Origin of the sequence: Microcoleus sp. BM001215392, assembly GCF_036700185.1 — a bacterium.
GTDB lineage: Bacteria > Cyanobacteriota > Cyanobacteriia > Cyanobacteriales > Microcoleaceae > Microcoleus.
The window spans coordinates 1-25276 of sequence record NZ_JAUBOJ010000004.1; the positions used below are offsets into that span (position 1 = coordinate 1).

The window sequence follows — 25276 nt, forward strand, 5'->3', positions numbered from 1 at the left end:
CTAATAACTTATATGCGGTCATGCTTCTTCAGGCTTCAAAAACCAGATGCACCCATTTTTTTTACCACTCACTCGCTATCTGAACCACACAAATTGATTGAAGTGTGACATGACACTGGGAGAATCTCAGTTTTGCATTTATTATAGTGCTGTTCCGGCTCGCGTATTGTAAAATACGCAAGCCGGGACAGCACTCAAAGAAAAAATGCTTTTTACAACAAAGATATGCTCCCCATGACACTCCGGGTAAGTCCCGAAATTAAAGGTGCAAAATGTATGGCTTACAGCGACTTCAGTTTAGCCAGCGTCAAAAAGGCTTTGAATTTAACGATTTCGCCGAGGCAAGATTTGTTCTCTGCTATACCTGCTTTGGAACCCAGCAATTATTTAACAGAAACTTTACTTTATAACGTTCCTTTTGCTCTGGCGAGCAATACCGAGAAATCGCGATCGGAGATGATTATTGCGCCGATTTTGCTAGAACTTACCCGACATTTTGCCGATCGCATCAGTTTGTTTTCCGGCGTCGATTTTACAGTTGACAGCGATTTGGGGTTAAATGGCAGTTGCGATTTTCTGATTAGTCGATCGCCCGAACTGCTGATTATTAGCGCGCCAATAATTTTGATTGTGGAAGCCAAAAAGGAAAATATTAATGCAGGCTTGGGTCAGTGTGTAGCAGAAATGTATGCAGCGCAACTGTTTAATGAACGGGAAGGCAATCAGATATCTGGAATTTGTGGAGTTGTGACTACCGGAGAAATTTGGAAATTTTTAAGGCTAGACGGACAGGCGATTAAAATAGATTTAGTAGAGTATTTTTTGAATCAGATTAATCAAATATTGGGTATTTTAGCGAACAGTATTAACAGTTGACCGCTTGACAGTTGACAGTTGACAGTTGACAGTTGTTGGCGAACAACGAATTTTGATATGGGTGAGATTGGGAAAAAATTTGACAACTTGTGTTTTGACAAAATCGCTCGATCGAGATAAATTTTTATAAAAAGTCAAGAAACCAGGGTGCAATTGCCAAAGTAAATACTTAACGTTGTTTGTTTGGAAAAATTAGCAAAATGCTAGACCTCCTGCTAATTAGCACTTTAGGATTTCTCGGTAGTTTCGGTCACTGTGCGGGGATGTGCGGCCCGCTGACAGTGGCGTTTTCGCTGTCTAGTTCCCGTAACGATAAATTAGCTGATTTCCGCTTTCACCTGCTGCTGAATTTGGGAAGAATTGCTGCTTACGGTTTGGTCGGTTCTGCAATTGGCGGGCTGGGTTCGGTGTTAATTGCTGGCGGACAAATGGCCGGTACTGGTAGTGAATTGCGGCGCGCGATCGCACTTTTGACAGGTACAATGCTGATTTGGTTCGGTGTAGCGCAAATTAAACCCGATTTTTTGCCGCGATTGCCGCTGTTACACCCAATAAAGCACGATCGAGTCGGACAAGCAATGAACCAGCTTTCGGCCCAAAAAACCTGGTGGGTACCGGTGGCTTTGGGTTTGCTGTGGGGTTTGATTCCCTGCGGTTTCCTGTACGCGGCGCAGATTAAGGCGGCGGAAACGGGAAATCCGATTTTGGGTGCGGCGACGATGCTGGCCTTCGGATTGGGCACGCTACCAACTATGCTGGGAGTGGGTTTTTTTGCTGGGCGATTGAGCGCAGACAGGCGGAGTCAACTGTTTCGGATGGGTGGTTGGGTGACAATTTCGATCGGGATTCTTACCCTGTTACGCACCGACGAAATGGTTGATTTTACAGGCCACGCAGCGCTGTTGTGCTTGATGCTAGCACTGTTGGCGCGTCCGGCGAGCAAGTTTTTGCCGCAACTGCTGCGCTACCGCCGCGCCTTGGGTGTGGGCGCCTTTGTCCTCGCACTCGCCCACACGTTGCACCTGCTAGATCATACGGTGAAGTGGAATTTTGATGCTGTGTCTTTCATGGTGCCGCAGCATCAGTTAGCGATGGTGGCTGGGATGCTGTCGCTGCTGTTGATGATACCTGCGGCTGTTACCAGTGTCGATCGCCTTCAAAATTATTTAGGGAAGCGGTGGCGGCAAATTCATTTGCTAACAGTACCCGCTTTTTTGCTGTGCGCCCTACACGCAATACTCATCGGTTCCCACTATCTCGGCGGTTTTGAATGGACGGCGGTTAATCAATGGCGGGCGCTGCTGTTGGGAATAATTGCCTTGAGTGTCTTATTTGTGCGATCGCGCTTATTTTGGTCAATTTTATCACTAGAGAAGTTCTATGTTTCGCCTGTCAAACAAAAGTAAAATTTTGGGATTATTAGTTTTTTGTGGATTGCTAGTCCAAGCCACAATCCCGACAGCGCCGCAATTTAACTCGATCGCAGTTTTCGCCCACCAAGTCGAAGTTTCCGGAGATGTAGCCGCTACTTTTCACCTGGAACCAAACCACAATCCCCGCGCCCGAGAGCCTGCAAAAGTCTGGTTTGCGCTGACTCGCAAGGGCGGTCAAATTATCCCGTTAGAGCAGTGCAATTGCAAATTAGCTGTTTATCCCAAAAATCACAAAAAGGGGGATAAGCCGCTGATCCAGCCGTCTCTCAAAGCCATATCTGCCGAAAAATATCAAGGCATTCCCGGGGCTGATATCGTGTTTCCCAAAGCTGGCATTTACGAACTGGAATTGAGCGGCACAGCCAAAGCAGGAGCTAATTTTAAATTCTTTGAACTAAGTTACACTGTCACCGTTAGATAATTGACAAATACTGTTTGCAGTTGCGTTTAATCGCTGATGAGCAACTGGGAGGCGATCGCTAAATTATACCATTTTTCAAAATAATGCAAATGCAACTGTATTTGTAGTATTTGTAGGGTGCGTCGCTCTCCACAATCCCTAAATTCAATCGACTTGGGGAGTGGCGACGCACTTTACACATCGGGGAAAACAAACAAACCCAAAAAATTTTATGTTGCACGATTTGTGAAAAATGGTACTACTATTATAGCAACTACCAACACAGTTATGACCTGCTTAATTGCTAAAACCCTTGATTGTATTTCCGACTTCCATCGAACTTCTTCCGACTTCCTTCAATCCGTTACATCCGTTACACAATCCGTTACACAATCCGTTGCCGAACTTGCTTCTTCCTTCAAATCTTAATTTTTAATAAAGATAACTCAGTTAATTCTGCACTATGTAAATTTCTGCGTTACATTGTCAGTGTCAATTATGAAACTTGTGCAAACTCACCTCTATTGAACTGACCAAAGGAGATAATGATGGATATCTTATCTAACACGGTGGCGCTATCGCGGATGCAATTTGCGCTAACCGCCATATTCCATATGCTGTGGCCAGTTCTGACTACTGGAATGGGGATTTATCTGGTAATTGTTGAAGGAATGTGGCTGAAAACTCGAAATCCCGACTACTACCACCATGCTCGTTTTTGGTCTAAACTCTACGTACTAAACTTCGGTATTGGAGTAGCTTCAGGAATTCCGATGGAATTTCAATTTGGTACGAATTGGGCACCATTTTCTGAAGCTGTTGGTGACTTTTTTGGTAGCATTTTGGGCTTTGAAGCTTCCATGGCATTTATGCTAGAAGCCGGCTTTCTAGGAATTATGCTGTTTGGTTGGGAGCGCGTTCATCCGCTGGTTCATTTGTTCGCTACAATCATGGTAGCTTTCGGTGCTAATCTATCAACAGTTTGGATTTTAGTCGCTAACTCTTGGCTGCAAACTCCGGCGGGCGGAGAAATGGTTAATGGCAAGTTTATTGTCAGCGATTACTTTCAAGCAATTATGAACCCGTTTGCATTAAACAGCATTCTCCATATGTTTTTTGCAACTTTAGAAACTTCACTGTTTGTGATTGGCGGTATTAGCGCTTGGTACATCCTCAATAAGCGCAATCAAGCCTTTTTTTCCAAATCGTTAAAAATTGCGATCGCCACAGCCATCGCCGTTGCACCTTTGCAGATATACATCGGACATTTGAGTGCCGAACAAGTATATCACTATCAACCTACTAAATTAGCAGCAATTGAAGCTAAATGGGAAACCTCAGCAGCCGGAGAGTCTGCTGATTGGACTTTGCTAGCTTTGCCTAATGAAAAAGCCCAAAAAAATGATTGGGAAATTAAGGTGCCCAATGGCTTAGGATACGTTCTGGAATTCAAACAAAAACTCTCAGAACCAGTCCTCGGTTTAAAGGAATGGAAGCCAGAAGATAGACCCCGGATGGTAGGTTTAATCTACTATTGTTTCCGCATCATGTCCGGCATTGGCTTCTTCTTTGTAGGATTGATGCTATTTAGTATAATTCAGTGGATACGGGGCAAACTTTCTGCTGAAAATATCGGCAGTCAACCTTGGTTGATGCGCGCTTGGGTATTAGCTGCTCCCCTGGGATATATTGCAGTAGAATCGGGTTGGATTGTCCGCTGTGTCGGCAGACAACCGTGGGTTTTATACGGGCAAATTCGCACGGCTGATGCGGTGTCAAATATACCCGCTACCAATGTTTTAACTTCTCTGACTTTCTTTGCGGTTATCTACAGCTTTTTGTTTGTTTGTGCCATGTATTTTGGCAGCAGAATTATCCGCCAAGGCCCTAATTTAAGTCTGCCCGTGCCAGGTTTAGACAATCAACCTGCAATCGAAACTCAACCAGCAGAACACATTCCCGATCAACGCCCTGTAGAAGCACAACAATAGGAGATTTTATGCAAGCTTTGGAGCATTTTCTCCCGCAGGTTTGGTTCGTAATTTTAGGCATTTTTCTCTTGCTCTATGTCATGTTAGATGGTTTTGACTTGGGAGTCGGAATCTTGTCTCTGACTGCGAGCGACGAGGAACGCCGGGGCATTTTAATGACGAGTCTGGGCAACGTTTGGGATGCTAACGAAACTTGGCTGGTGTTGATGGGAGGCGCTCTGTTTGGTGCTTTTCCGCTGGCTTACGGTACGATTTTGACGGCTCTGTACATCCCGATTTGCATGATGCTTTTTGGGTTGATCTTTCGGGCTGTGGCGTTTGAGTTTCGGGAACACTCTAATCGGAAAAGATTCTGGAATTACGCTTTTGGTGCTGGCAGTTTCTTGGCGTCTTTAGCTCAAGGATTCGCTCTCGGTGCAGTGCTCGAAGGCATTGCTGTTGATGACGCTGGTCATTTTGTCGGTACTACTTGGGATTGGCTGGATTGGCGATCGATCTTGGTGGCTTTGACACTGGTTCAAGGCTATGTTTTGATCGGTTCAACTTATCTGATCATGAAGACTGACGGGGAATTGCAAACAACTCACTATCGCACTGCTAAAATTGCGGCGGTGACGACTTTGATCGGAGCAGTTTTAATTACAATTGCCACTCCGGTTTTTTACGAAAGTACGCGGGCGAGGTTGTTCGATAAACCGCTGGTTTATGTGTTTGTAGCGATTCCTTTGCTGGGAGTGCTGTTTGTGGGAATGTTACTTAAAAGTCTAGCCAACAAAGAAGAACGGACGCCGTTTGTCTGGACGATTTTGATTTTTTTGCTCAGTTTTATCGGCTTGGGATTGATTGTGTTTCCCTATATTATTCCCACTCAACTCACGATTTACCAAGCCGCTGCTGCGCCCAGCGCCCTGGTATTTATGATTGTGTTCATTGGCTTTCTGATCCCGATTATGATTTTTTACAATATCTACAATTATGTGGTGTTTCGGGGTAAGGTTGCTGGCGGATATCACGGCGAATAAAATAGGTTCGTAGTGAGGACTTCAGTCCTCATGAAATAAATATGGAAGGACTAAAGTCCTCACTACAAACCTGGAAGGACTAAAGTCTTCACTACAAATCTGGAAGGACTAAAGTCCTCACTACAAACCTGGAAGGACTAAAGTCCTCATTACAAACCTGGAAGGACTAAAGTCCTCATTACAAACTTATTTTTTATAAGGGAAGTTCGATCGCAAATTCTGTCCCCTCACCCAAAACCGAATGGCATATCAAGACTCCACCGTGTTTTTCCACAATAATGCGATAGCTGATGGCTAAGCCCAAACCTGTGCCTTTTCCTATGGGTTTGGTGGTGAAAAATGGATCAAATAATTGGCTCCGCACGTCTTCTGTCATGCCGATCGCATTATCGGCAATCCAGATGCAAATACTATTTTTGTTAAGGGTTTCTGTGCGAATGCTAATAGTTGGTTCCCAGTCGCCACTGCCCGTTTGCGAATCCCTCGGAGACGATCGCTTTTTTTGCTTGCAAGCATCTTCCAAGGCATCAATACTGTTGCTCAGCAGGTTCATAAATACCTGATTTAGCTGACCTGCATAACATTCAATTAACGGCACCGTACCATAATTTTTGATAATTTTTATCTCAGGATATTCGGCTCTAGCTCTCAGTTTGTTGTGCAAAATCAGCAGCGTGTTATCTATACCTTCGTGAAGGTTGGCTGGCTGTTTTGCGGAGTTGTCTAAACGGGAGAAATTTCGCAAACTCAGAACAATTTCGCGAATGCGATCGGCTCCCATTTTCATAGAAGATAAAATTTTTCCTAAATCTTCTCTGAGAAATTCTAAATCGATGTTTTCAATATATTCTTGAACTTCTACAGTTGGCTGAGGATAGTGTTTTTGGTAAAGTTCCACAAGCTGCAATAAGTCTCTCATATATTGACTGGCATAGGAAATATTGCCGTAGATAAAACTGACTGGGTTGTTGATTTCGTGAGCCACTCCTGCTACCATTTGACCGAGACTTGACATTTTTTCGGTATGAATTAGGTGGGCTTGAGTTTCTCGGAGTTCTTTGAGAGCAATTTCTAGCTGCTGAGCTCTGTTGTTGGCGATCGCCTCGGAGAGCCGCAAAGCATCCTCGGCTGCTTTGCGCTCTGTCATGTCAAAAATGGCGCCGTTGAGCGATAAAACTTTACCTGCGGTGTTGAAAATTGCTTGACCTTTTTCTGCAACCCACCGCAGGTTTCCGTCACTGTGAATCAGCCGATATTCGAGCGTGTAAGGTTGTTTTGTCTCGATCGCCCTAGCGACAATTTTATCGATCTCTTGGGCGTCATCAGGATGAACAATGCTCCCAAAAGCCTGCACCGGTTGGAGCGTAAAATTAGCTGCGGGATAACCGGAAATAGCTTCTATGCCGCTGCTGATAAAGGTTACGATCGATCGCCCCGCAGCACTGCACCGGTAAACGGCGCCGGGAATGTTAGAAACTAACGATCTAAATTCTTGTTCCCTTTCTCGCAAAGCTGCTTCAATTCGCTTGCGCTCGCTAATGTCGCGAGCAAAGGCGCACTGATATTCTTTGCCGTTAAATTGCAAGTGGTCGATCGTAATTTCCACCGGAAAAATTCTACCGTACTTAGTCAGGTGGTGAACTTCTATATTAACTGAACCGCACCTTTTCAAGACTGTCCAGTGCAAATTCCAAGCAGTTTCTGGAAAATCTGGATTGATGTCGTGTACGCTCAGAGCCAGCAATTCTGTGACAGAATATCCTAAGGAAGAGCAAGCGGCGTCGTTGACGTACAAAAATTTACCATCCGAGCCGATCCAAAATACCGCATCTGCCGATCGGTCGATCGCAAATTGAGTCAGTTGCAACTTTTCCTCAACTAGCAGCCGCTCCGCAATTTCTTTTTCTAACTGTCCTTCCAGCGAATTAAGAGTTAAAGTGCGATCGACAATCGTGTCTGCATTTCCCTCGGCGATGGGTAGCTGTAGCAATTTTCCTGTCTCGATACCCTGGCTTTGCTGATTTTCTGTTAGTTGTTTTAACGGCTCTTGTGAAAGATTTTTGGTAAGATGCAAACCAGATTCGGCAAGTAATTTGTGCGCTGGCGGCATGGCGGCGGCGACTAACAGCAAAGAAATCAAAGCAATTGCAGCTTTCAGAGTTAACGACAGCCAATAAATCGAATGCGTCATCGTCCAAACAGCCGTCAATTGAGCAGCCCCGCAGCTCAAAAAACCAACAGCAAACAGCAGCGCAATCTTGCGGTAAGAACTTTGGCGCGTCGCCCAAACCAAAGATAGGGCAACAAATCCATAAACCAGTGCCGTCACTGAGTCAAAAACAGCGTACAGTCGCAACTCATCCAGCGCGCCGCATTTGATTGCCCAAGATACAGGAAGTGTCGAAAAAAAAATTGTTAATTGTTCTTGCATAAAGTTCAAAAAAAGTTATCTGTCCCAATGCAAATCAGATCAAATACAACTATTTGATTTGGGTAATTGAAATGTTTACATAATTATATACTTTTTTCATTTTTTATGAAACAGCTATTTTTGCAGTAACTGTCAAAACTGTGTAGGTTGAGAGAGGTTTCTCGCCCGGGCTCGCCAGCCCTGAAAGAAACCCGGCCGGGTTTCTCGGTATATTTATGATAAATCGTGGAAAAATTTGTAGTAACCAAGTTTCTCATACCTGCGGGTCAGCCCTGAAACAGTCCCTAGCTGTTGAATCTAAAATCTCAAGTCTCAAATCCTAGAATTTCCTGCGCTCCGACAACCACCACAATCAGATTAGTTAGCCGTCAGGACTACAGCACTCTGATGGATTAGGACTCGGATTCGCAGCAATCCAACAGTTTTTATTACTGGCAATTGATCTAACATCAGCCAAGCTGCGAGCCCGAAGTTTTTCACCCAGGCTCACAGATAAACTAGCGGGATTTTAAGCCAGCTACGGTCTCATTTTGGCGCTAGTTAATTCGAGAATTAATTAAGCGCCTCCTAGAACCCACTGCACCAAAGTCCGAACTCCAAACCCGGTAGCTCCCGGGCCGTTATAGCCGTTTTCTTTGTCGCTCCAAACCGGGCCGGCAATATCTAAATGCGCCCAAGCAGTATCCTTGACAAACTGCTTTAAAAATAGCGCCGCGGTAATTGAACCACCTGCTCGCGGCCCAGTATTTTTCATGTCGGCGTGCAATGCTTTTAAGCCTTCAAAATACTTTTCTTCCATCGGCATCCGCCAAAACTTTTCGCCAGCTTTTTCTGAGGCGGCGACGATTTCGGCGGCGGTGCTATCATCTGGACTCCACAAGCCGGCAATATCTTCTCCTAAAGCAATGACGCAGGCGCCGGTCAGAGTTGCTAAATCGACAATTGCGTCCAGGCCCAATTTATCAGCAAATACCAAAGCGTCAGCCAAGGTCAAACGGCCTTCGGCGTCGGTATTGTTAACTTCAATTGTTTTGCCGTTAGAAGCTGTGAGGATATCTCCCGGGCGCATGGCGCGGCCGCTAATCATGTTTTCGGTGACGGCGCTGATAAAGTGAACTTCTACATCTGGTTTGATGTGACCGATCGCCAAAGCCGCTCCCAAAGTAGCCGCCGCGCCGCCCATATCTATTTTCATCATTTCAATACCGCTGCCCGTTGCTTTGATGTTCAAACCGCCGGAATCAAAGGTCAATCCTTTGCCGACAATTGCAATTTTGCGGCGCGGCGTGCCTGCGGGTTTGTATGTCAGGTGGATGAATTTAGGTGGCAAATCGGATGCTCTGGCGACGCCGAGAAATGCTCCCATTCCGAGTTTTTCGCAGTCTTCTTGCTCCAATATTTCTAATTCTAAATCGCATTCAATAGCGAGTTTTTTAGCAGTTTCTGCCATGGTAATCGGGGTGACATAATTTGCCGGCGCTGCGACTAATTCCCGTGCTAAAATGACTCCGGCTGTGATTTGGCGCGCGCGGGCGATCGCGCTTTCGGTACCAGCAAAACCGAGCAAATGAATTTGTTCTACTTGGGGGCTTTTATCGTCGGGCTCCGATTTGAAACGGTTGTCTTGATTTAGGGAGAGTTCTACACCTTCGGCGATGGCGCTGGCCGTGACATCCGGTTGATTTTGCCACACCGGGAAGCTAATTCCTAGGGTTTTGCATTTCTCTTTTTTGGCTAACTTGGCGCCCACACCCGCAGCTTGTCGCACTGTGTCTAATTTTAAGTCTTCTGTTTTGCCCAAACCGACGATCGCAATTTTGCGAATCGGATTGTTGCCGCCGACGCGGGCGATCGCGCTCGTGCCCGCTTTACCCTGAAAATCTACTTCCATTAGCAGCTCTTTCAACGTGCCCGCCAACTTTTCATCTAATTGTGCTAGCTCGCCTGTGAGTTCTATAGCCTCCTCAAATAAACCAATTACCAGGGCGTCTCCCGTCCAAGCGGAGCGGGGTGTATCGGTGACTAGAAATTCCATGTTTTGATTTACAGTTAGATTTTAGATTTTTGATTGTACTTTGTCGTTGGTGGTTTGTGGTTTTTCCTTGGATGACGTAAATATATCGGTCGCACAAATTCTCTGCTCCATATCAAAATAAATTCTGGTACTATATCAGCCAAGTCTGCTGGCGATCGGTTGTTTATTGTTATTTTCTTAAATTTTCCCATGCTAAAGCGACGCAAAACCCGAGTTTATGTTTTAATTGGCGTTTCAGTTTGCGTAATCGCGATCGGCTCAGGGCTGGCGGCGGCGAAATGGATGGGTTTGCCCCCCTTCCAGAAGGCTCAGCTACCACCGGATGCAGCGAATTCCGAATCGTCGGTCAAGATGCTAGTGTCGCTCTCACCGAGCGATAGAGCCGCGAAATTGGTTGAACTTGCGGGCGATCGATCTAGGAATTCCAATGACCAGCAACAAGTCTCCCCTCAAAGCCGCGCCCGCTACCTGCTAGCTAGCGATTTAATCCAGCAAGGAAACGCCGCTAAAGCATTAACATTATTGGACAATTTAGAAACAGAATATCCAATTTTAGCCTCTCAGATTGCCCTCAAACGCGCGCAAGCTTATCAATTGAGCGGCGACAAAGGCAAAGCAGAAAAAGCATGGCAGGAACTGCTAAAAAACTATCCCAGCGACCCAGTAGCAGCCGAAGCTTTATCTGTTTTAGGAAAGTCAAAACCGGAATATTGGAAGCAAGCAGTTACCGAATTTCCCGCTCATCCGCGCAGTGTAGAAATTGCCCTCAACAAGTTAAAACAAAATCCCAATCAGCCGGAATTGATGCTGCTAGTAGCTAAATACGGTCATTATCTCAAAGATTACGGCACCGTATTAGAACAACTGGTGCAGCAAAACAGCGCTGCTTTGAAACCCCAAGATTGGGAAGATATAGCCTTTGGCTATTGGGAAAAACAGGATTATGGCAAAGGAGCTATTGCTTACGGGAAAGCTCCCCGCACCCCGAAAAATCTTTACCGCAAAGCTCGCGGTTTGTGGCTCGACGGCAAAATCCCGGAATCGAGAATTGCCTATCAAGAATTAGTGCGAGAGTTTCCCGATTCCGAAGACACAGGTTTGGGATTAATTCGGCTGTCGCGGGTCAGCGATCCCAAGGATGCGATGGTTTATCTCGATCGCGCCATCAGCAGTTTTCCCAACTATGCCCCCGAAGCTTTGCTAGATAAATCCCAACTGCTAGACAAAGCAGGCAGCGGTCAATCTGCTTCAGAAACTCGCAAATTGCTATTGACAAAATACAATAATTCTGATAAATCTGGCGAACTGCGTTGGGCGATCGCCCAGCAGTATGCCAAAGCCGGAGATTTCAAATCAGCTTGGCAGTGGGCCAGAGAACTAACCACCAACAATCCCGACAGCGAACAAGCACCAGAAGCAGCATTTTGGGTCGGGAAATGGGCTCTTCAACTCGGTCGCAAACAAGACGCCCAGACTGCATTTGAGTACACTATTTTACGCTATCCAGAATCATATTTCGCATGGCGGTCGGCCGTACTTCTCGGCTGGCCAGTAGGGGACTTTACCACAGTCAGAGATTTGTCTCCCAACGTAGTGCGGCCCCGAGGGCGCCCCGAACTAATCGCCGGATCTCCTGCATTGAAAGAACTTTATCAATTAGGTCAAGATAGAGATGCTTGGAATCTGTGGCAAACAGAATTTATCAACCGCGTCGAACCAAGTATTGCCGAACAGTTTACCGACGGTTTAATGCGAATTGGAGTCGGAGACAATTTAGACGGTTTGTGGATGGTTGGAAGTTTGCGCCAGCGCGACAAACCCGATGATAGAACTCAATACCTCGCTCTCAGACAGCAGCCTGCTTACTGGCAAGCACTTTATCCTTTTCCTTACTTAGAAAACATTACCAAAGGCTCCCAAGAAAACAAAATAAACCAAATATTAGTAACAGCATTGATCCGGCAAGAATCGAGATTTATGCCCGGGATTAAATCAGCAGTTGGCGCTACAGGTTTAATGCAGGTAATGCCAGAAACTGCTAGTTGGGTAGCCCAAAAAATTAACCTCAAAAAATATTCGCTGGAGAATGTGGACGACAATATTAAACTCGGAACTTGGTATTTGGATCACACTCACGACGAATACAAGAATAACTCGATGTTAGCTGTGGCGAGCTACAATGCCGGGCCCAATGCAGTAGCAGATTGGTTGAAGAGGTTTAGCTTTAGCGATCCCGATGCTTTTGCGGAAAAAATTCCGTTTCCTGAAACCAAAGGATATGTCAAATCTGTGTTTGAGAATTACTGGAATTATTTGCGGATTTACAATCCAGAAGTCAATCAGTTAATGAGCGAGCATTATGCGAATTCTCAGAAAAAAGCTAAGCCGCAGTAAATCTGGTTTGTAGTAATACCAACGGCATTGTTTTTGCAAGCTGGTATCACAGTTATTTTCTGTCAAACTCCGCCGGCAGCATTTTTTCCGGCTTAAACAGCCTCAACTCTTTACACATCTGGGTTGTTGTCGGGCCCTCACCCCGTCAGCAATCCCGATCGATCTCATGTCCGATCGATTACCATCACAAAAACGGTTCGAGAATTTGGACTTCAGCCTGCAAAATGCACTTTGGCGGAGGACGCCAGGACGCACGTGCGATCGTTAGTTATTGTACTCCAACACCACAAAATCACTGTTTTGTCAATACAAAAACACTTCCTTCATTCCCGCGCCCGATCCGCAAATCGGCATCCAAATAAGTAATATCCAGCCATCCCTGCTGTTCCCGAGGCTCCAGCCGGAAATCTACAGCAGCAAACTTTTTACCTGACTCAATTTCATTAATAAATTTTGCCGGAGATTCATAGCCGATCAATTTGCTCAAACCCAAGATCGATCGCTCAAACTTCACCTGGACTCGCCGTTCCGAAATCGCTTCAAATTTCGCAGCCACGCTGACAATTCCTTCTAAATAAGGCAAGCCGTAAACTTCGGCAATGTTGTATACTTTAGATTCTTTGACCCGGATGGATTGATAAATTTGCCCCAATTTCAACAAGGGAAAACCGTCTAAGCTCAGGAGTCCGCCGCTGGTGGTATACAATAACCGCCAATCGCCATTTAGCAGCTCTGCGGCTTCCACAGGACGAGATGTGGGGTTGTAATCTTCCAATTGGGCGATCGCGCTTAAAATCGCTTGTTTGTCGCCCGGAGTGGCCAGCAAACCGCGATTCTTACCAGCAATTATTTCTAATAGTCGTGATTTTTTAAGCATTTTTTTGATTTTTCAGTCGGCCTGGGCTGACGAAAGTTTGTGTAGTTGCGGTTTCAACCGCGCCCGTCTTGTTGAACTAATTACCTATTACCAATCACTAAAATACCAAATTTCACCAGATATAGCAGCGTCCGATAGAGAGATGCTGATTCTTGCTCGTTGGCGGCATAACGGCTGAGAACTACCCCGACGCTGACAGCACCCTGTTGCTCGATCGCCCGTAATATCTCCATCTGAATCTTAACAGATATTCTCCTGTCTCCACCGAAGCTAGTAAACCAAATAGTTTGCAATTGTTTTAAAATTTGTGGTGTGGCGATCGCACTGAGCCTCAGCATCATTTCATTGCTTAAAGCTTGAGTTGAATAGTGACCCAAAACCCGAAACGGATCGTCGCCCAGTGGATAAGGCGGTTTCCCTGGTTTCAAAGGAGCAGACTCCGGCGCCGAAACCCGAATTTCTGCTAATTCCCGCCACAACTGTTCGTAAGCCGCAATTACTACTTTCCAATCATAAATCTCCCTCGCCCTTTGTCTGGCATTTTCCCCCATCTGCTTTCTCAATTCGGGGTTTTCAATTAATACACACAAAGCGCGGGTGCAAGCCTCAATATCAACTGCTGTAGCTAGGGAAGTGTGACCCATATAAGTCGGCCAATTCAAACTACCGTCGAGATAATTTATCGCTAAATCCAAACAAGCAGACGGCGGCGGGATGACTGTGGGAATGCGAAAACCGTCGATTTCGTGGCGTACAGATTCTTTATATCCGTTCCAATCAGAGACAATCGCCGGCAATCCGTTCGCCATGGCTTCAATGGGCGTTAGTCCGAAGGTTTCTTGAATGTTGTCGGAAAGCGAAATAAAAATGTCAGCAGCCGACCAAATATTAATTCTAATTTCTGGCTGTCTGCCATCTAAAAAAATAGCATTCACCGAGGGACAAAAGATTTTAGCGCTATTTTTAAAGTCGGGTTCTTCTCTAGGATCTTCGATCCAACCGGCTTGAATTAAGTGGATTTTGGTTTTTGTCTGTTGGGCCGCCCGTTCCAGAGCGAGGTACATTGGTACCGGATGAGCCTTTGCCGAAAAAGTTAATCGACCGACAAATAACACGACAATATCGTCGGGAGAAATGCCGAGTTCGCGGCGCTGTCGATCGCCCGCCTTGATTGCTTCGGCACCCTGCGGAAACGCGCTGCAATCCACTCCTAGGGGAATAACGGGCAATTTGACCAAAATTTCCGGTTTACCGCCGTTGCGCTGCGCTAAATACTCAGACCACTCGGTCATAACTCCTTCTACGGCTGTTTTGACGGCGTTAGAGGTGCAGATCAGGGCATCCCAAGGCTGCATGGGTGCAGATATCAATTCGCCGATCGCCCCCATCACGTATTTTGTGCCGATCGTATGGGTAACACCACAAACGCTGTAAGCCCGCTGATCGACAAATCTGCGCCCCCAAGCCAGATTAGCAAGGGAGGGGTCGGGCCGATAAATTGTGCCTGGTTGAGATAGCAAATCCGGTCGTTCCGCGGGAATCCAGAGGACTTTCCGAGGTTGTTGCAGCCACGGTTGAATGCGCGAACAAAACTCCTGAAACGTTGCTGCGCTGTCTGCAAAACAGTATAGTCCGTCAGCCTGGCCGTGTTGCACCAAGCTTTTGAGAAATCCTTCTCCGGCTGAGTGACGCCCCAGAAGTTTTTTTCCTCCTGTGTCGTAACCCTCTTTGTTGTATAAAACCGCTGCCGTTGTATCCATCCTGACATTTATTGTTCGAGAGTTGACTTAATTCGGCAGAAAGCTTTGCGCATAGGGCTTTAAGGAAAAACTAGGAGACTGTTGTCAGCGTGCTGCTGGGGACAACCCCCTGTATCCAGGGATATCTTGAATGCGATCGTCTGAAACTGCAATACTTACTGCTAAAAAAGGATTGGCCAAAACGGATTTTAATGTTATCCTGAGGCCCATGATTGGGCGAGTTCCTCGCTCAGTCTGCCATCCTATCCGATCCGGAACCAAACAGTGCCTGTGGTATAATGCCCTAGCCCTGCTAAATGCCCGGGCTGCAAGCGCTCTATCGATAGAGCAGTCAGCCGGCAAGACATTACCTCTACTCGATCGCGTCTTTCTGTTTAGAAACCGAGAATCATGTACAACCCATCTCTGCGCCAAATCCCTCGCCACTTGCCTGCGGACGTAATTCCATTAAAGCAGCAATCATCTCTTTTAGACTGGTTGGAATCTAACAATCGCCTGTTAGCAAGGGATGTTCAAGAACCCGACTACCTGCACGAAGAAGAAATTTCTGAATTAATGGCAGTTGACGACAGTCCTTACGATGACTTAGAAGAAGAAGCAGAAGATGATGCGGGTGTAGGCGAGGAATAAGCTTAAACAGCTCAGTCTATTTTCCTTTTTTCGATTTTAGCTTAAATTGCAGCGCAGTGAATCTGGGAACCCCAACTCGGGCGTTACCTGAAGCACCCAGCAGACAAGAATCTAAAATTTGAAGCTCGTCTGCGACTTAAGTCTGGGGGTAGTACCCGTTTTTTGCGGGTAAAGGAATCAACCGGAAACAGGGAAGACAAACTAAGAGATTTTGCAGTCTCCTGTATCGCACCCTATTCCAAATTGTTAATTGCTTGCGCTCAAATGGTGTGTGTTGAGGAGTGATATGGATAATTTTGTGGATGAGAAAGTCTCTTTTACTATGCCTTTCAAACTTACGGGCAGGAATTTATTCCTGCTGCTGGGTTTGGGGCTGGCGATTGTAGCGATCGGTTTAGATGTAGCAGCGGGCAGATTTTTGAATTCGCCGACATCGCTATTTATGCCGCTAGTTGTTTGTGCTCTAGTTGCAGGGGGTTTGGGATATATAGTAATCCCCGTTCTCCAAAAACTCAAAGCAGGACAAATAATTCGTGAAGACGGCCCCCAAGCCCACTTGAAAAAAGCGGGAACCCCGACAATGGGAGGCATATTTTTTGTGCCGGTAGGAGTCGCAGTTGCAGTGTTTTGGTCGGGATTTAACCCAGATGTTGTTGCTGTATCGGCCTTAACTTTAGCTTACGGTTTCATCGGCTGGATCGACGACTGGCAAATTCTGCGCCGCCAGTCGAATAAAGGTATTTCACCTCGGATGAAATTGGCTTTGCAAGTAGGTTTTGCAACTGTATTTTGTCTGTGGCTGATGTTCCGGGAACCAGGTATTTCTACCAGCATTGCTTTGCCTTTCGGCTGGGTATTGCCTTTAGGTTTGCTGTTTTGGCCGCTAGCGGGTTTTGTATTGGTTGCTGAAAGCAATGCTACTAATATAACCGACGGCGTTGACGGGTTGATGGGAGGTTTAGGTGCGATCGCACTTTTAGGACTAGGCGCATCTGTAGCCTCAACTTCGCCAGAATTAATGATTTTTTGCGCCTGCGCCAGCGGCAGTTGTCTTGGTTTCTTAGCTCACAACCGCAATCCAGCCCGCGTATTTATGGGCGATACAGGTGCGTTAGCTTTGGGCGGTGCCTTGGCTGCGGTAGCTTTATTAACAAATAGCCTTTGGATATTATTAATAATCAGCGGTATTTTCTTTGTAGAAACTCTGTCAGTAATTGCTCAGGTAAGTTATTACAAAGCTACAAAAGGCCCCGATGGCATCGGCAAGCGTCTGTTAAGAATGGCTCCGCTGCACCATCATTTAGAACTCTGTGGCTGGCTGGAAACTCAGGTGGTTGGGATATTTTATTTAACTAATGGGGTGCTAGTGTTAATGATTTTGATGTTGACTGGCAACAGTTAATACCAGATTAGTAACAGACTTTACAGCATATGTAGCTGATGTTTTCTGCCATGTTAAAAAACAAATAAGATGCCCGTTCCACAGGAACTCAATGCAGTTGTGGAACGGGCATCTTATTTGTAAAAAAAAAAACACAGGCTCTTCGGCTTGTGCCACTAATATTAAATCGGGTGCATCTCGGTTTGGAAAATATATCGCTCCGGGGCGAAGCATGACCGCTGTGAATATGAGATTATAACTAATAACTTATATGCGGTCATGCTTCGCCCGGCTTCAAAAACCAGATGCACCCTATTAAATCTAGCTAAATCACAGGCTCTTCGGCCTGTGCCACTAATACTTCATTCTGTTGTGGAACTGGCCGAAGAGCCAGTGCCAAGCTCATAAGTTATAATTTTGAAAATTGCTCTCCCCAGTTAATGCAATGGAACTCAAAAAAAGACCGGGCAATATTTGGATAATTGCTTTATCTGCCAGCATTCTATTGCTAACAGGTAGCTTTTTTTTATACTGGAAACTTGTGAGACTGGGTTATGCTGTTCCCATTCCCTACATTTTAGATGTCTTCTGCTTCACTAATTGTCCTGCTGACGATTTAAATGTTTTACATACCCAATTTCCATCAGATAATTTATTCAACTACGGCAAACCCCTAGCACAATTTTTAGGCGAACCGGATAAGTTAGACAAAACTAGAATTTCTATTCTGGTTGAAAAATCAAAATACAGGCTGACTGTCTATGACAACAAACAGCCAGTCAAATCTTATCCTGTTGTATTTGGGAGCAATCCCGCAGGCGATAAACTAAAAGCAGGCGATTCGCGGACGCCGGAAGGAATTTTTAGCATAAAAGACCTTTATCCTCACGCAGCTTGGTCGAAATTTCTGTGGCTGGATTATCCCAGTAAACAATCTTGGCGAAAACATATCAAAGCCAAGCAAGCAGGTACAATCAAATGGTACGATAGTGTGGGCAGCGAGGTTGGCATTCACGGTGTGCCTGCTAATTCAAAGAAAATTGTCAAAGAGCGATCGAACTGGACTTTGGGCTGCGTTTCGCTGGAGAATCAGGATGTTGATGAGTTGTATCAGTTTGTACAAAAAGGTACAAAAGTAGAAATTATTCCATAACTAGCTTCGTATACCATTTTTTCAAAATCCTGCAACATTAGTCGAGCCGGGTGTGTCGCTACGAGCAATCCCTAAATTTTATGCCCTATCTCGCTAGCGACGCACCTGACAAATTGAGTGAACGAAACAACCCTCCGTTTCACTCCGCCCAACAATTCTATTGTAGCAAGCTTTTTTCTCAATGGTAGTAGCAAGGAATGCAATTCCCGATCGACTCAACAACCAGCAGAGAGGACTGAAGTCTTTACTACAAACTGGTAAGAGAGGACTGAAGTCCTCACTACAAACTGAAGAGATAGGACTGAAGTCCTCACTACAAACTGGTTCGGACTTTAGTCCTGATTGACTCAACAACCCGCAGAGAGGATTAATGAACAGTGCGGAGTTTTTACCGATTGTTTCGGTTGTGGTACCTGTTTACAACGGCGAGACGGATTTGCCGGATTTGATCGAGTGTTTGCGATCGCAAACTTACCCAACAAACAGAGTAGAATATCTCTTAGTAGACAACAAAAGTCGCGATCGCACTTCAACTATCCTTCAAGCAGCAGCCAAATCCCCCAAGCAAGAGGGATTCAATCAAATCACCATTCGCAATCTCACCGAAAATAAGATTCAAAGTTCCTACGCAGCCAGAAACAAAGGAATTCGCGCCTCAACAGGCGAAATCATCGCCTTTACCGACGCAGACTGTCGCCCCGAACCTCAATGGTTGGAAAATTTAGTTAAACCCTTCGCCGACTTATCCATCGGAATTACCTGCGGAGAAATCCTCGCCCTCCCCGGTAATACTCTCTTAGAACAACACGCCGCCCGCGAAAATACTTTATCTCAAAAACATACTCTCGCTCACCCTTTTTGTCCCTACGGTCAAACGGCAAACTTAGCTGTGCGCAGGCAGATTTTAGCACGAGTCGGTTTGTTTCGCCCGTACCTTACGAGCGGCGGCGATGCGGATTTGTGCTGGCGGATTTTGCGGGAAACATCCTATAAAATCTATTTTGCCGAAAACGCGATCGCCCGACACCGCCACCGTTCTACAATAAAACAGTTGCAAAGTCAATGGCATCGCTACGGTGAGTCGAATAAATATTTGCACGAACTCCACGGTGTCGATTTGATGCGAGAATTCACCACAGCGGAATATTTGTACCGGCTGGCTAGATGGCTGTTAAAAGAATTACCGGTTGCTGCCGCCAAATGCGCGATCGCCCGATCGGATCTGGTAGATTTGTTCCATACGCCGATCGGTCTGATAAATGTCAGGGCAAGGGCGATCGGACAGCGACAAGCCCAACTTCCAGAACTAGCTAGGGAAATTGAGCGACTTTAATATTTGACTTTAATCTGGTTTCTGCCAGCACTAGCCACGGGCAGCATTTTTCAATCGCCGCAGCCGATATACTACATTGCCTAGATGCACTCTTGACCAAAAAAACCGGGTTATTTACCTAATCTATGGTCTCCTACCAGGATTTTTGTCAAAAAACCTGTTTATAGCTACCCGTCCGCCAGTTCTAATCTATCAAAAGTAGGATTGACAAATCTTGTGTGGTAGATAGTCAGAACTTCTGACTGCTTCCCAGCACTAATACTCATAGTCCCAGCTTGACATTTTATAAGTACAGTTTATCTGTATATAAGTATGCTGAATCAGGAAATATGAAAATTTAATGTAATCCTTAATATAAAATTAATAAGACTACTCTGAAGCGCTTGGCTGGAAAACGACAAGATACTCGCAGGCAGGTCATAAAATTTCTTGACTTCTGCCAAATGCCCTCAGCCTAGCGATCGAGATTATTCTCAGATTTTTAAATTTTTGTAACAATTACAGGTAGTGCCAATGGCTCAAATCCTACTCCAGACCGTTTGGTTTATACCTTGCTATCCACTTATCGGCGCATTTCTGTCGATACTGTGGTTTCCAGCAGTAACTCGCCGCACGGGGCCTAGACCCTCCGGTTATGTAAACGCCATCTTAACTTTCTTCGCTTTCGTCCACGGCGTCATCGCCCTGACAGCTATCTGGAACCAACCGGCACAACACCAGTTAATTCCTTGGCTGAACGTAGCAGGTTTAGACTTAACCATTCCTGTAGACATCTCTGCTGTCACAGTCGGGGCGACAGTTTTGATTACCGGACTGAATTTTCTGGCGCAGATTTATGCAGTCGGTTACATGGAGATGGACTGGGGTTGGGCTAGGTTCTTTTCCCTGATGGGGCTGTTTGAAGCGGGGATGTGCGGCTTGGTGTTGTCCAACTCTCTGTTTTTCAGCTACATGATTCTGGAAGTCCTGACTCTGGGAACTTACCTGCTAATCGGGCTGTGGTTCAATCAGTCTTTGGTGGTGACGGGCGCCCGCGACGCTTTCTTGACTAAGCGGGTAGGAGACTTGTTCCTGCTGATGGGAGTAGTTGCAATTCTGCCGCTGGCGGGAACTTGGAATTTTGACGAGTTGGCCGTGTGGGCTAAGACTGCAAACATTGACCCCACAGTGGCGACGCTGTTGAGTTTAACTTTGATTGCCGGCCCGATGGGCAAATGCGCTCAGTTTCCCTTGCACCTGTGGCTGGATGAGGCGATGGAAGGCCCCTTGCCGGCAACGATTTTGCGGAACACGGTGGTTGTGGAAACCGGCGCCTGGATTTTGATTAAATTGCAGCCGGTGATTGCTTTGTCGCCCGTGGGGCTGAAGACAACTATTATTGTTGGTGCTGCTACGGCGGTGGGTGCTTCCTTAATTGCGATCGCCCAAATCGACATCAAGCGCACGCTTTCGTATATAGTTAGCTCTTACATGGGCTTAGTATTTATCGCCGTCGGTACCGGACAAATCCAGACAGCTTTGACATTAATCTTTGCCTACAGCTTGGCAATGGGTTTGTTGGTGATGAGCATCGGTTCGGTAGTTTGGAACAGCATCACTCAGGATGTCCGCTCTCTGGGCGGTTTGTGGGCGAAACGCCCGATATCGGGAATATCGTTTCTGGTCGGAGCAGCGGGAGTGATTGGACTACCGCCCTTCGGTTGCTTCTGGGCTTTATCAGAATTAGCGGGCGCGCTTGCTAAAACTCATCCTTCACTGTTAGTAGTAGTGCTGTTTGTCAACGGCGTCACTGCTTTTGGCTTAGTTCGCGTTTTCGGTTTAGTCTTCGGCGGCAAACCCAAGCAAATGACCGAACGTTCCCCGGAAGTTTCGTGGCCTTTTATCTTGCCGATGACTGTGTTAATGGGATTTACCTTGCACGTCCCGCACTTGCTCGCCGCGTGGCAATTGTTGCCTTTAGCAACTTTGAATTATACTGCCGCCGGACTGCTAGTTTTGTCAAGCGCGATCGGCATCGGTGCCGGAGCATTTGTTTACCTGAACCAGAAGTGGGAAAAACCAGTGCGAATTGGTTCTCAAGCCGTGCAAGACTTCTTTGCCTACGACTTTTACACCGCTCAACTTTACCGCGTTACAGTGATATTTGCAGTCGGTCTGGTTTCCCAAATCATCTCCTGGTTCGATCGCAATATTGTTGACGGATTTGCAAACTTAGTCGGCTTTGCCACAGTTTTTAGCGGGCAGAGCCTCAAGTACAACGTTAGCGGTCAAACTCAATTTTATGCCCTGACTATTCTGTTCGGAGTTGCACTTTTAGGACTGCTAGTAAGCTGGCCTCTGTTGGCTCGCCTCTCGCTGATTGTGGGCGGGTAAAGAGATATAACGTTGAAGATTTTAGGTGACACTTTCAACCTAAAATCTTAAATAAATGAAGTCTTGAATAAAGATTTTAAACTCGATCCAACAAAGCAGCATCATACATGAAAGACAATCACAGACAAGTAAATCTTTCCCGGCGCAACTCCATCAAATTTGTCGCAGGAGCAATAGGTACAGGAATACTAGCAGCACGAGCAGGTGCTGATGTGGCTGCACCCGAACCAGCAATTGCTCAAAATGACATGAGTCCCGATGCAGCTTTGGCAAAATTAATGGAGGGGAACAAGCGGTTTGTTGACAGAAAACGCCAAAGTCCGAACCAAAACTTCCCCCGCCTTGCCGAAGTTGCCAAAGCTCAAAAACCATTTGCTGCTGTTCTCGGCTGTGCAGATTCCCGTTTTCCTTCTGAGATTATCTTCGATCAGGGATTGGGGGATTTATTTGTCTGTCGGGTAGCCGGAAATGTGGCTACTCCAGAAGAAATTGGCAGCCTGGAATTTGGCACGCTGGTGTTGGGAGCAAAAGTGCTTGTCGTAATCGGGCATAAAAGGTGCGGTGCGGTAGATGCAACCATCAAAGGCGCTCAAGTTCCCGGTCAAATTGGCAGTTTGCTCGAAGCAATTAAGCCTGCTGTAGAAAGCTCAAAAAATCAAGCGGGCGACCGTCTAGAAAATGCCTCAAAAGCCAATGTTGTGCTGCAAGCTAAAAGGTTGAAAGCATCTCCAGTAATCTCTAAGTTAATTGAGGAGAATAAGCTGAAGGTTGTTGGTGGATATTACGATTTAGACACTGGTGCAGTCAATATTTTGATTGAGTCCTGATGAAATTTGTGATTAATAATTGGGGTAAAACTTAACATCTCATCCTCAAATTATTAATCACAAAAGCATAGAAAAATGATTCTTTACTCTTCACTGTTCACACATTATGCTTAGTGCCTTGCTCTGGTTGCCCGCGTTGGGCGCTGCGGTAGTCGGGTTCTTGCCCGGAAAAATGAATGCGATGCGAGTGCGCTCAGTAGCCTCCGCCTTCGCTGCTGCCGTTTTCCTGTTGAATATCTTGCTGCTGACTCAATTTGACACGACCAATTCCAGCCTGCAATTCCAAGAATATTTGGCTTGGATTCCGCAATTGGGTTTGAGCTACAACCTAGGCATTGACGGCTTGTCTTTGCCACTGTTAGTTTTAACCGGATTCCTGACGCTATTAGTAATCAACGGCACTGGAGAAAACATTGCTCGCCCCCAGCTTTACTACTCTTTGATATTGCTGATAAATGCCGGGGTAGCGGGAGCTTTGATGTCTCAAAACTTGCTGCTGTTCGTTTTGTTTTACGAGCTAGAATTAATTCCTTTTTACCTGTTAATTGCGATTTGGGGCGGCAGGCAGCGCGAATACGCTGCGATGAAGTTTCTGATTTACACAGCAGTTTCGGGACTTTTAGTTTTAGCGGGATTTTTGGGTGTAGCTTGGCTGAGCGGCTCTTTAAACTTCGATTACAGTGCGATTACTACTCAAGACTTGCCCTTGAAAACGCAATTAATCCTGCTAACAATTGTGCTGCTTGGCTTGGGAATAAAAATTCCTTTAGTTCCCCTGCATACTTGGCTCCCGGATGCCTACGTCGAAGCTTCGCCAGCAACTGCAATTCTGTTGGGAGGCGTGTTGGCGAAGTTGGGAACTTACGGTTTAATCCGGTTTGGTTTGCAGATGTTCCCCGAAACTTGGCGGATTGTCGCTCCGGGTTTAGCGATAATTGGTACGGTGAGCGTGATGTACGGTGCTTTGAGCGCGATCGCCCAAAAAGATATCAAGCGCATGGTAGCCTATAGTTCGATCGGGCATATGGGCTACATCCTCGTCGCCTGCGCCGCCGGCACCAAACTCGCCTTAATCGGCGCCGTCGGACAAATGGTAAGCCACGGCTTAATTTTAGCTTTGCTGTTTTATCTCGTAGGCATCATCGAAACCAAAGCCGGCACGCGGGATTTGGACGTACTCAACGGCTTGATGAATCCGATGCGCGGTTTACCCACGGCAAGTTCGCTGTTAGTTTTAGGCGGCATGGCCAGCGCCGGCATTCCCGGTTTAGTCGGTTTTATCGCCGAATTTTTAGTATTCCAAGGCAGTTTTTCAACATTTCCAATTCCGACTTTACTGTGCATTTTAGCCTCCGGCTTAACAGCAGTTTACTTTGTAATTCTGCTCAACCGCACCTGTTTTGGCAAGTTGGACAACGCCACGGCTTATTACCCAGCAGTTAAGTTTGCCGAAAATATGCCAGCCCTAGTTTTAGCGGCGATCATTTTCTTCTTGGGAGTGCAACCGATATGGCTGCTGAAGTGGAGCGAATCTACTACCAATGCGGTAGCAGCAACTCTGGCAAGTGGCAGATATTCTGAAGTAGCTGTCAGTCAGCAGTCATCAGTCATCAGTCCTGCCGTCATTAGTCATTAGTTATTAGTCAGCAGTCCTGCCGTCATCAGTCCTGCCGTCAGCAGTCATTTGTTCGCCAACTGCCAACTGCCAACTGTCAACTGTCAACTATCAACACCGATGATGAAATATATTCCTGGTATTCTTGTAGCCATTCGTGCTGCAATCGCGCCATTCCTGCTATGGGATGCTGTGGATGGCACAATTAGTTTTTGGTTCATCATCGGTTACATAATTGGGTTTTTATCAGATATATTCGATGGCGTTATTGCCAGACACATTGGCGTGAGTAACGCACAATTACGTCAAGCGGATAGTTGGGCTGATGTCTGCTTCTATATCTGTGTATTTGCCAGTGGGTGGCTGGTGCATAGAGATTTGGTAATAGCCTTTCGATTCCCGCTGCTGGCTGTAGTTTTTGTACAGTTGGCATGGTGGATTGTTAATTTGCTAAAATATGGTAAACCAGCCAGCTACCACACCTACTCCGCTAAATTTTGGGGAATAACTCTGTTCATTGCTACTCTTGCTCTTTTCGGCTTTAACTATGCTGGAATTCCCCTGTGGCTAGCTATTATTTCTGGCATCATTCATACTGTAGAAGAGATTGCTATGACACTGGTATTGCCAGAGTGGAAGCATGATGTTTTGAGTATCTTTCATGCTCTGCGGTTGCGTCAAAAATTGATTTTTGATTCCCTCAGTAACGACTAAAGTCGAGTTGAGAACAAAAGGCAGCTTTTAC

18 protein-coding genes are annotated in these 25276 nt (G+C 46.0%); 14 read left to right on the plus strand and 4 right to left on the minus strand.

What is annotated here, in order from left to right:
• Nucleotides 1–234: 234 nt before the first annotated feature.
• The 5 genes from QT974_RS00855 to cydB all read left to right on the plus strand — a co-directional run bounded on the left by QT974_RS00855 (nucleotide 235) and on the right by cydB (nucleotide 5722).
• Nucleotides 235–876, plus strand: coding sequence for a hypothetical protein (locus QT974_RS00855; RefSeq protein ID WP_333466657.1), 642 nt, complete (start codon nucleotides 235–237; stop codon nucleotides 874–876).
• 200 nt (nucleotides 877–1076) lie between these two features.
• A complete protein-coding gene (locus tag QT974_RS00860) occupies nucleotides 1077–2282 on the plus strand; it encodes an urease accessory protein UreH domain-containing protein (protein WP_333466658.1) in 1206 nt (401 codons plus the stop codon).
• Nucleotides 2257–2730 carry a hypothetical protein gene (locus QT974_RS00865; RefSeq protein ID WP_333466659.1) on the plus strand — a complete coding sequence of 158 codons (474 nt, stop codon included), beginning with the start codon at nucleotides 2257–2259 and terminating at the stop codon, nucleotides 2728–2730. Before QT974_RS00860 ends, QT974_RS00865 begins: the two co-directional genes overlap by 26 nt.
• A 527-nt stretch (nucleotides 2731–3257) precedes the next feature.
• On the plus strand, nucleotides 3258–4700 hold the full coding sequence (locus QT974_RS00870) for a cytochrome ubiquinol oxidase subunit I (RefSeq protein WP_333466694.1): 1443 nt from the start codon (nucleotides 3258–3260) through the stop codon (nucleotides 4698–4700).
• Between the two features lie 8 nt (nucleotides 4701–4708).
• Complete coding sequence (gene cydB / locus QT974_RS00875; RefSeq protein WP_333466660.1) at nucleotides 4709–5722, plus strand: cytochrome d ubiquinol oxidase subunit II; 1014 nt, start codon at nucleotides 4709–4711, stop codon at nucleotides 5720–5722.
• 193 nt (nucleotides 5723–5915) lie between these two features.
• Here cydB and QT974_RS00880 read toward each other — a convergent pair whose 3' ends face one another.
• Nucleotides 5916–8153 (minus strand): PAS domain-containing sensor histidine kinase, encoded by a 2238-nt coding sequence (locus QT974_RS00880; RefSeq protein WP_333466661.1) that lies wholly within the window; start codon nucleotides 8151–8153, stop codon nucleotides 5916–5918.
• 556 nt (nucleotides 8154–8709) lie between these two features.
• Nucleotides 8710–10188, minus strand: a complete 1479-nt coding sequence (locus QT974_RS00885) for a leucyl aminopeptidase (RefSeq protein WP_333466662.1) — start codon at nucleotides 10186–10188, stop codon at nucleotides 8710–8712.
• A 189-nt stretch (nucleotides 10189–10377) separates the two neighbouring features.
• Here QT974_RS00885 and QT974_RS00890 point away from each other — a divergent pair, with 189 nt between their 5' ends.
• Nucleotides 10378–12582 (plus strand): transglycosylase SLT domain-containing protein, encoded by a 2205-nt coding sequence (locus QT974_RS00890; protein ID WP_333466663.1) that lies wholly within the window; start codon nucleotides 10378–10380, stop codon nucleotides 12580–12582.
• 292 nt (nucleotides 12583–12874) lie between these two features.
• On the opposite strand, the gene QT974_RS00895 is transcribed toward QT974_RS00890, so the two are convergent.
• Nucleotides 12875–13459: a PAP/fibrillin family protein gene (locus QT974_RS00895; RefSeq protein ID WP_333466664.1), complete on the minus strand. Its 585-nt coding sequence runs from the start codon at nucleotides 13457–13459 to the stop codon at nucleotides 12875–12877.
• 80 nt (nucleotides 13460–13539) lie between these two features.
• Nucleotides 13540–15219, minus strand: coding sequence for a glycosyltransferase family 4 protein (locus QT974_RS00900; protein ID WP_333466665.1), 1680 nt, complete (start codon nucleotides 15217–15219; stop codon nucleotides 13540–13542).
• A gap of 390 nt (nucleotides 15220–15609) precedes the next feature.
• Between QT974_RS00900 and QT974_RS00905 the strand changes: the two genes are divergently transcribed.
• The 8 genes from QT974_RS00905 (at nucleotide 15610) to QT974_RS00940 (ending at nucleotide 25245) form a co-directional block, all read left to right on the plus strand.
• On the plus strand, nucleotides 15610–15849 hold the full coding sequence (locus QT974_RS00905) for a DUF3134 domain-containing protein (protein ID WP_293135461.1): 240 nt from the start codon (nucleotides 15610–15612) through the stop codon (nucleotides 15847–15849).
• Nucleotides 15850–16135: 286 nt separating this feature from the next.
• Entirely contained in the window at nucleotides 16136–17251 is a 1116-nt protein-coding gene (gene mraY, locus QT974_RS00910) for a phospho-N-acetylmuramoyl-pentapeptide-transferase (protein WP_333466666.1), read from the plus strand.
• A gap of 424 nt (nucleotides 17252–17675) precedes the next feature.
• On the plus strand, nucleotides 17676–18383 hold the full coding sequence (locus tag QT974_RS00915) for a L,D-transpeptidase family protein (protein ID WP_333466667.1): 708 nt from the start codon (nucleotides 17676–17678) through the stop codon (nucleotides 18381–18383).
• Nucleotides 18384–18753: 370 nt separating this feature from the next.
• Nucleotides 18754–19716: a glycosyltransferase gene (locus QT974_RS00920; protein WP_333466668.1), complete on the plus strand. Its 963-nt coding sequence runs from the start codon at nucleotides 18754–18756 to the stop codon at nucleotides 19714–19716.
• A gap of 513 nt (nucleotides 19717–20229) precedes the next feature.
• Complete coding sequence (locus tag QT974_RS00925; RefSeq protein ID WP_333466669.1) at nucleotides 20230–22089, plus strand: NAD(P)H-quinone oxidoreductase subunit F; 1860 nt, start codon at nucleotides 20230–20232, stop codon at nucleotides 22087–22089.
• Nucleotides 22090–22196: 107 nt separating this feature from the next.
• Nucleotides 22197–22916: a carbonic anhydrase gene (locus QT974_RS00930; protein WP_333466670.1), complete on the plus strand. Its 720-nt coding sequence runs from the start codon at nucleotides 22197–22199 to the stop codon at nucleotides 22914–22916.
• Nucleotides 22917–23022: 106 nt separating this feature from the next.
• Nucleotides 23023–24552: an NADH-quinone oxidoreductase subunit M gene (locus QT974_RS00935; RefSeq protein WP_333466671.1), complete on the plus strand. Its 1530-nt coding sequence runs from the start codon at nucleotides 23023–23025 to the stop codon at nucleotides 24550–24552.
• Between the two features lie 99 nt (nucleotides 24553–24651).
• Complete coding sequence (locus tag QT974_RS00940) at nucleotides 24652–25245, plus strand: CDP-alcohol phosphatidyltransferase family protein (protein WP_333466672.1); 594 nt, start codon at nucleotides 24652–24654, stop codon at nucleotides 25243–25245.
• Nucleotides 25246–25276 lie beyond the last annotated feature (31 nt).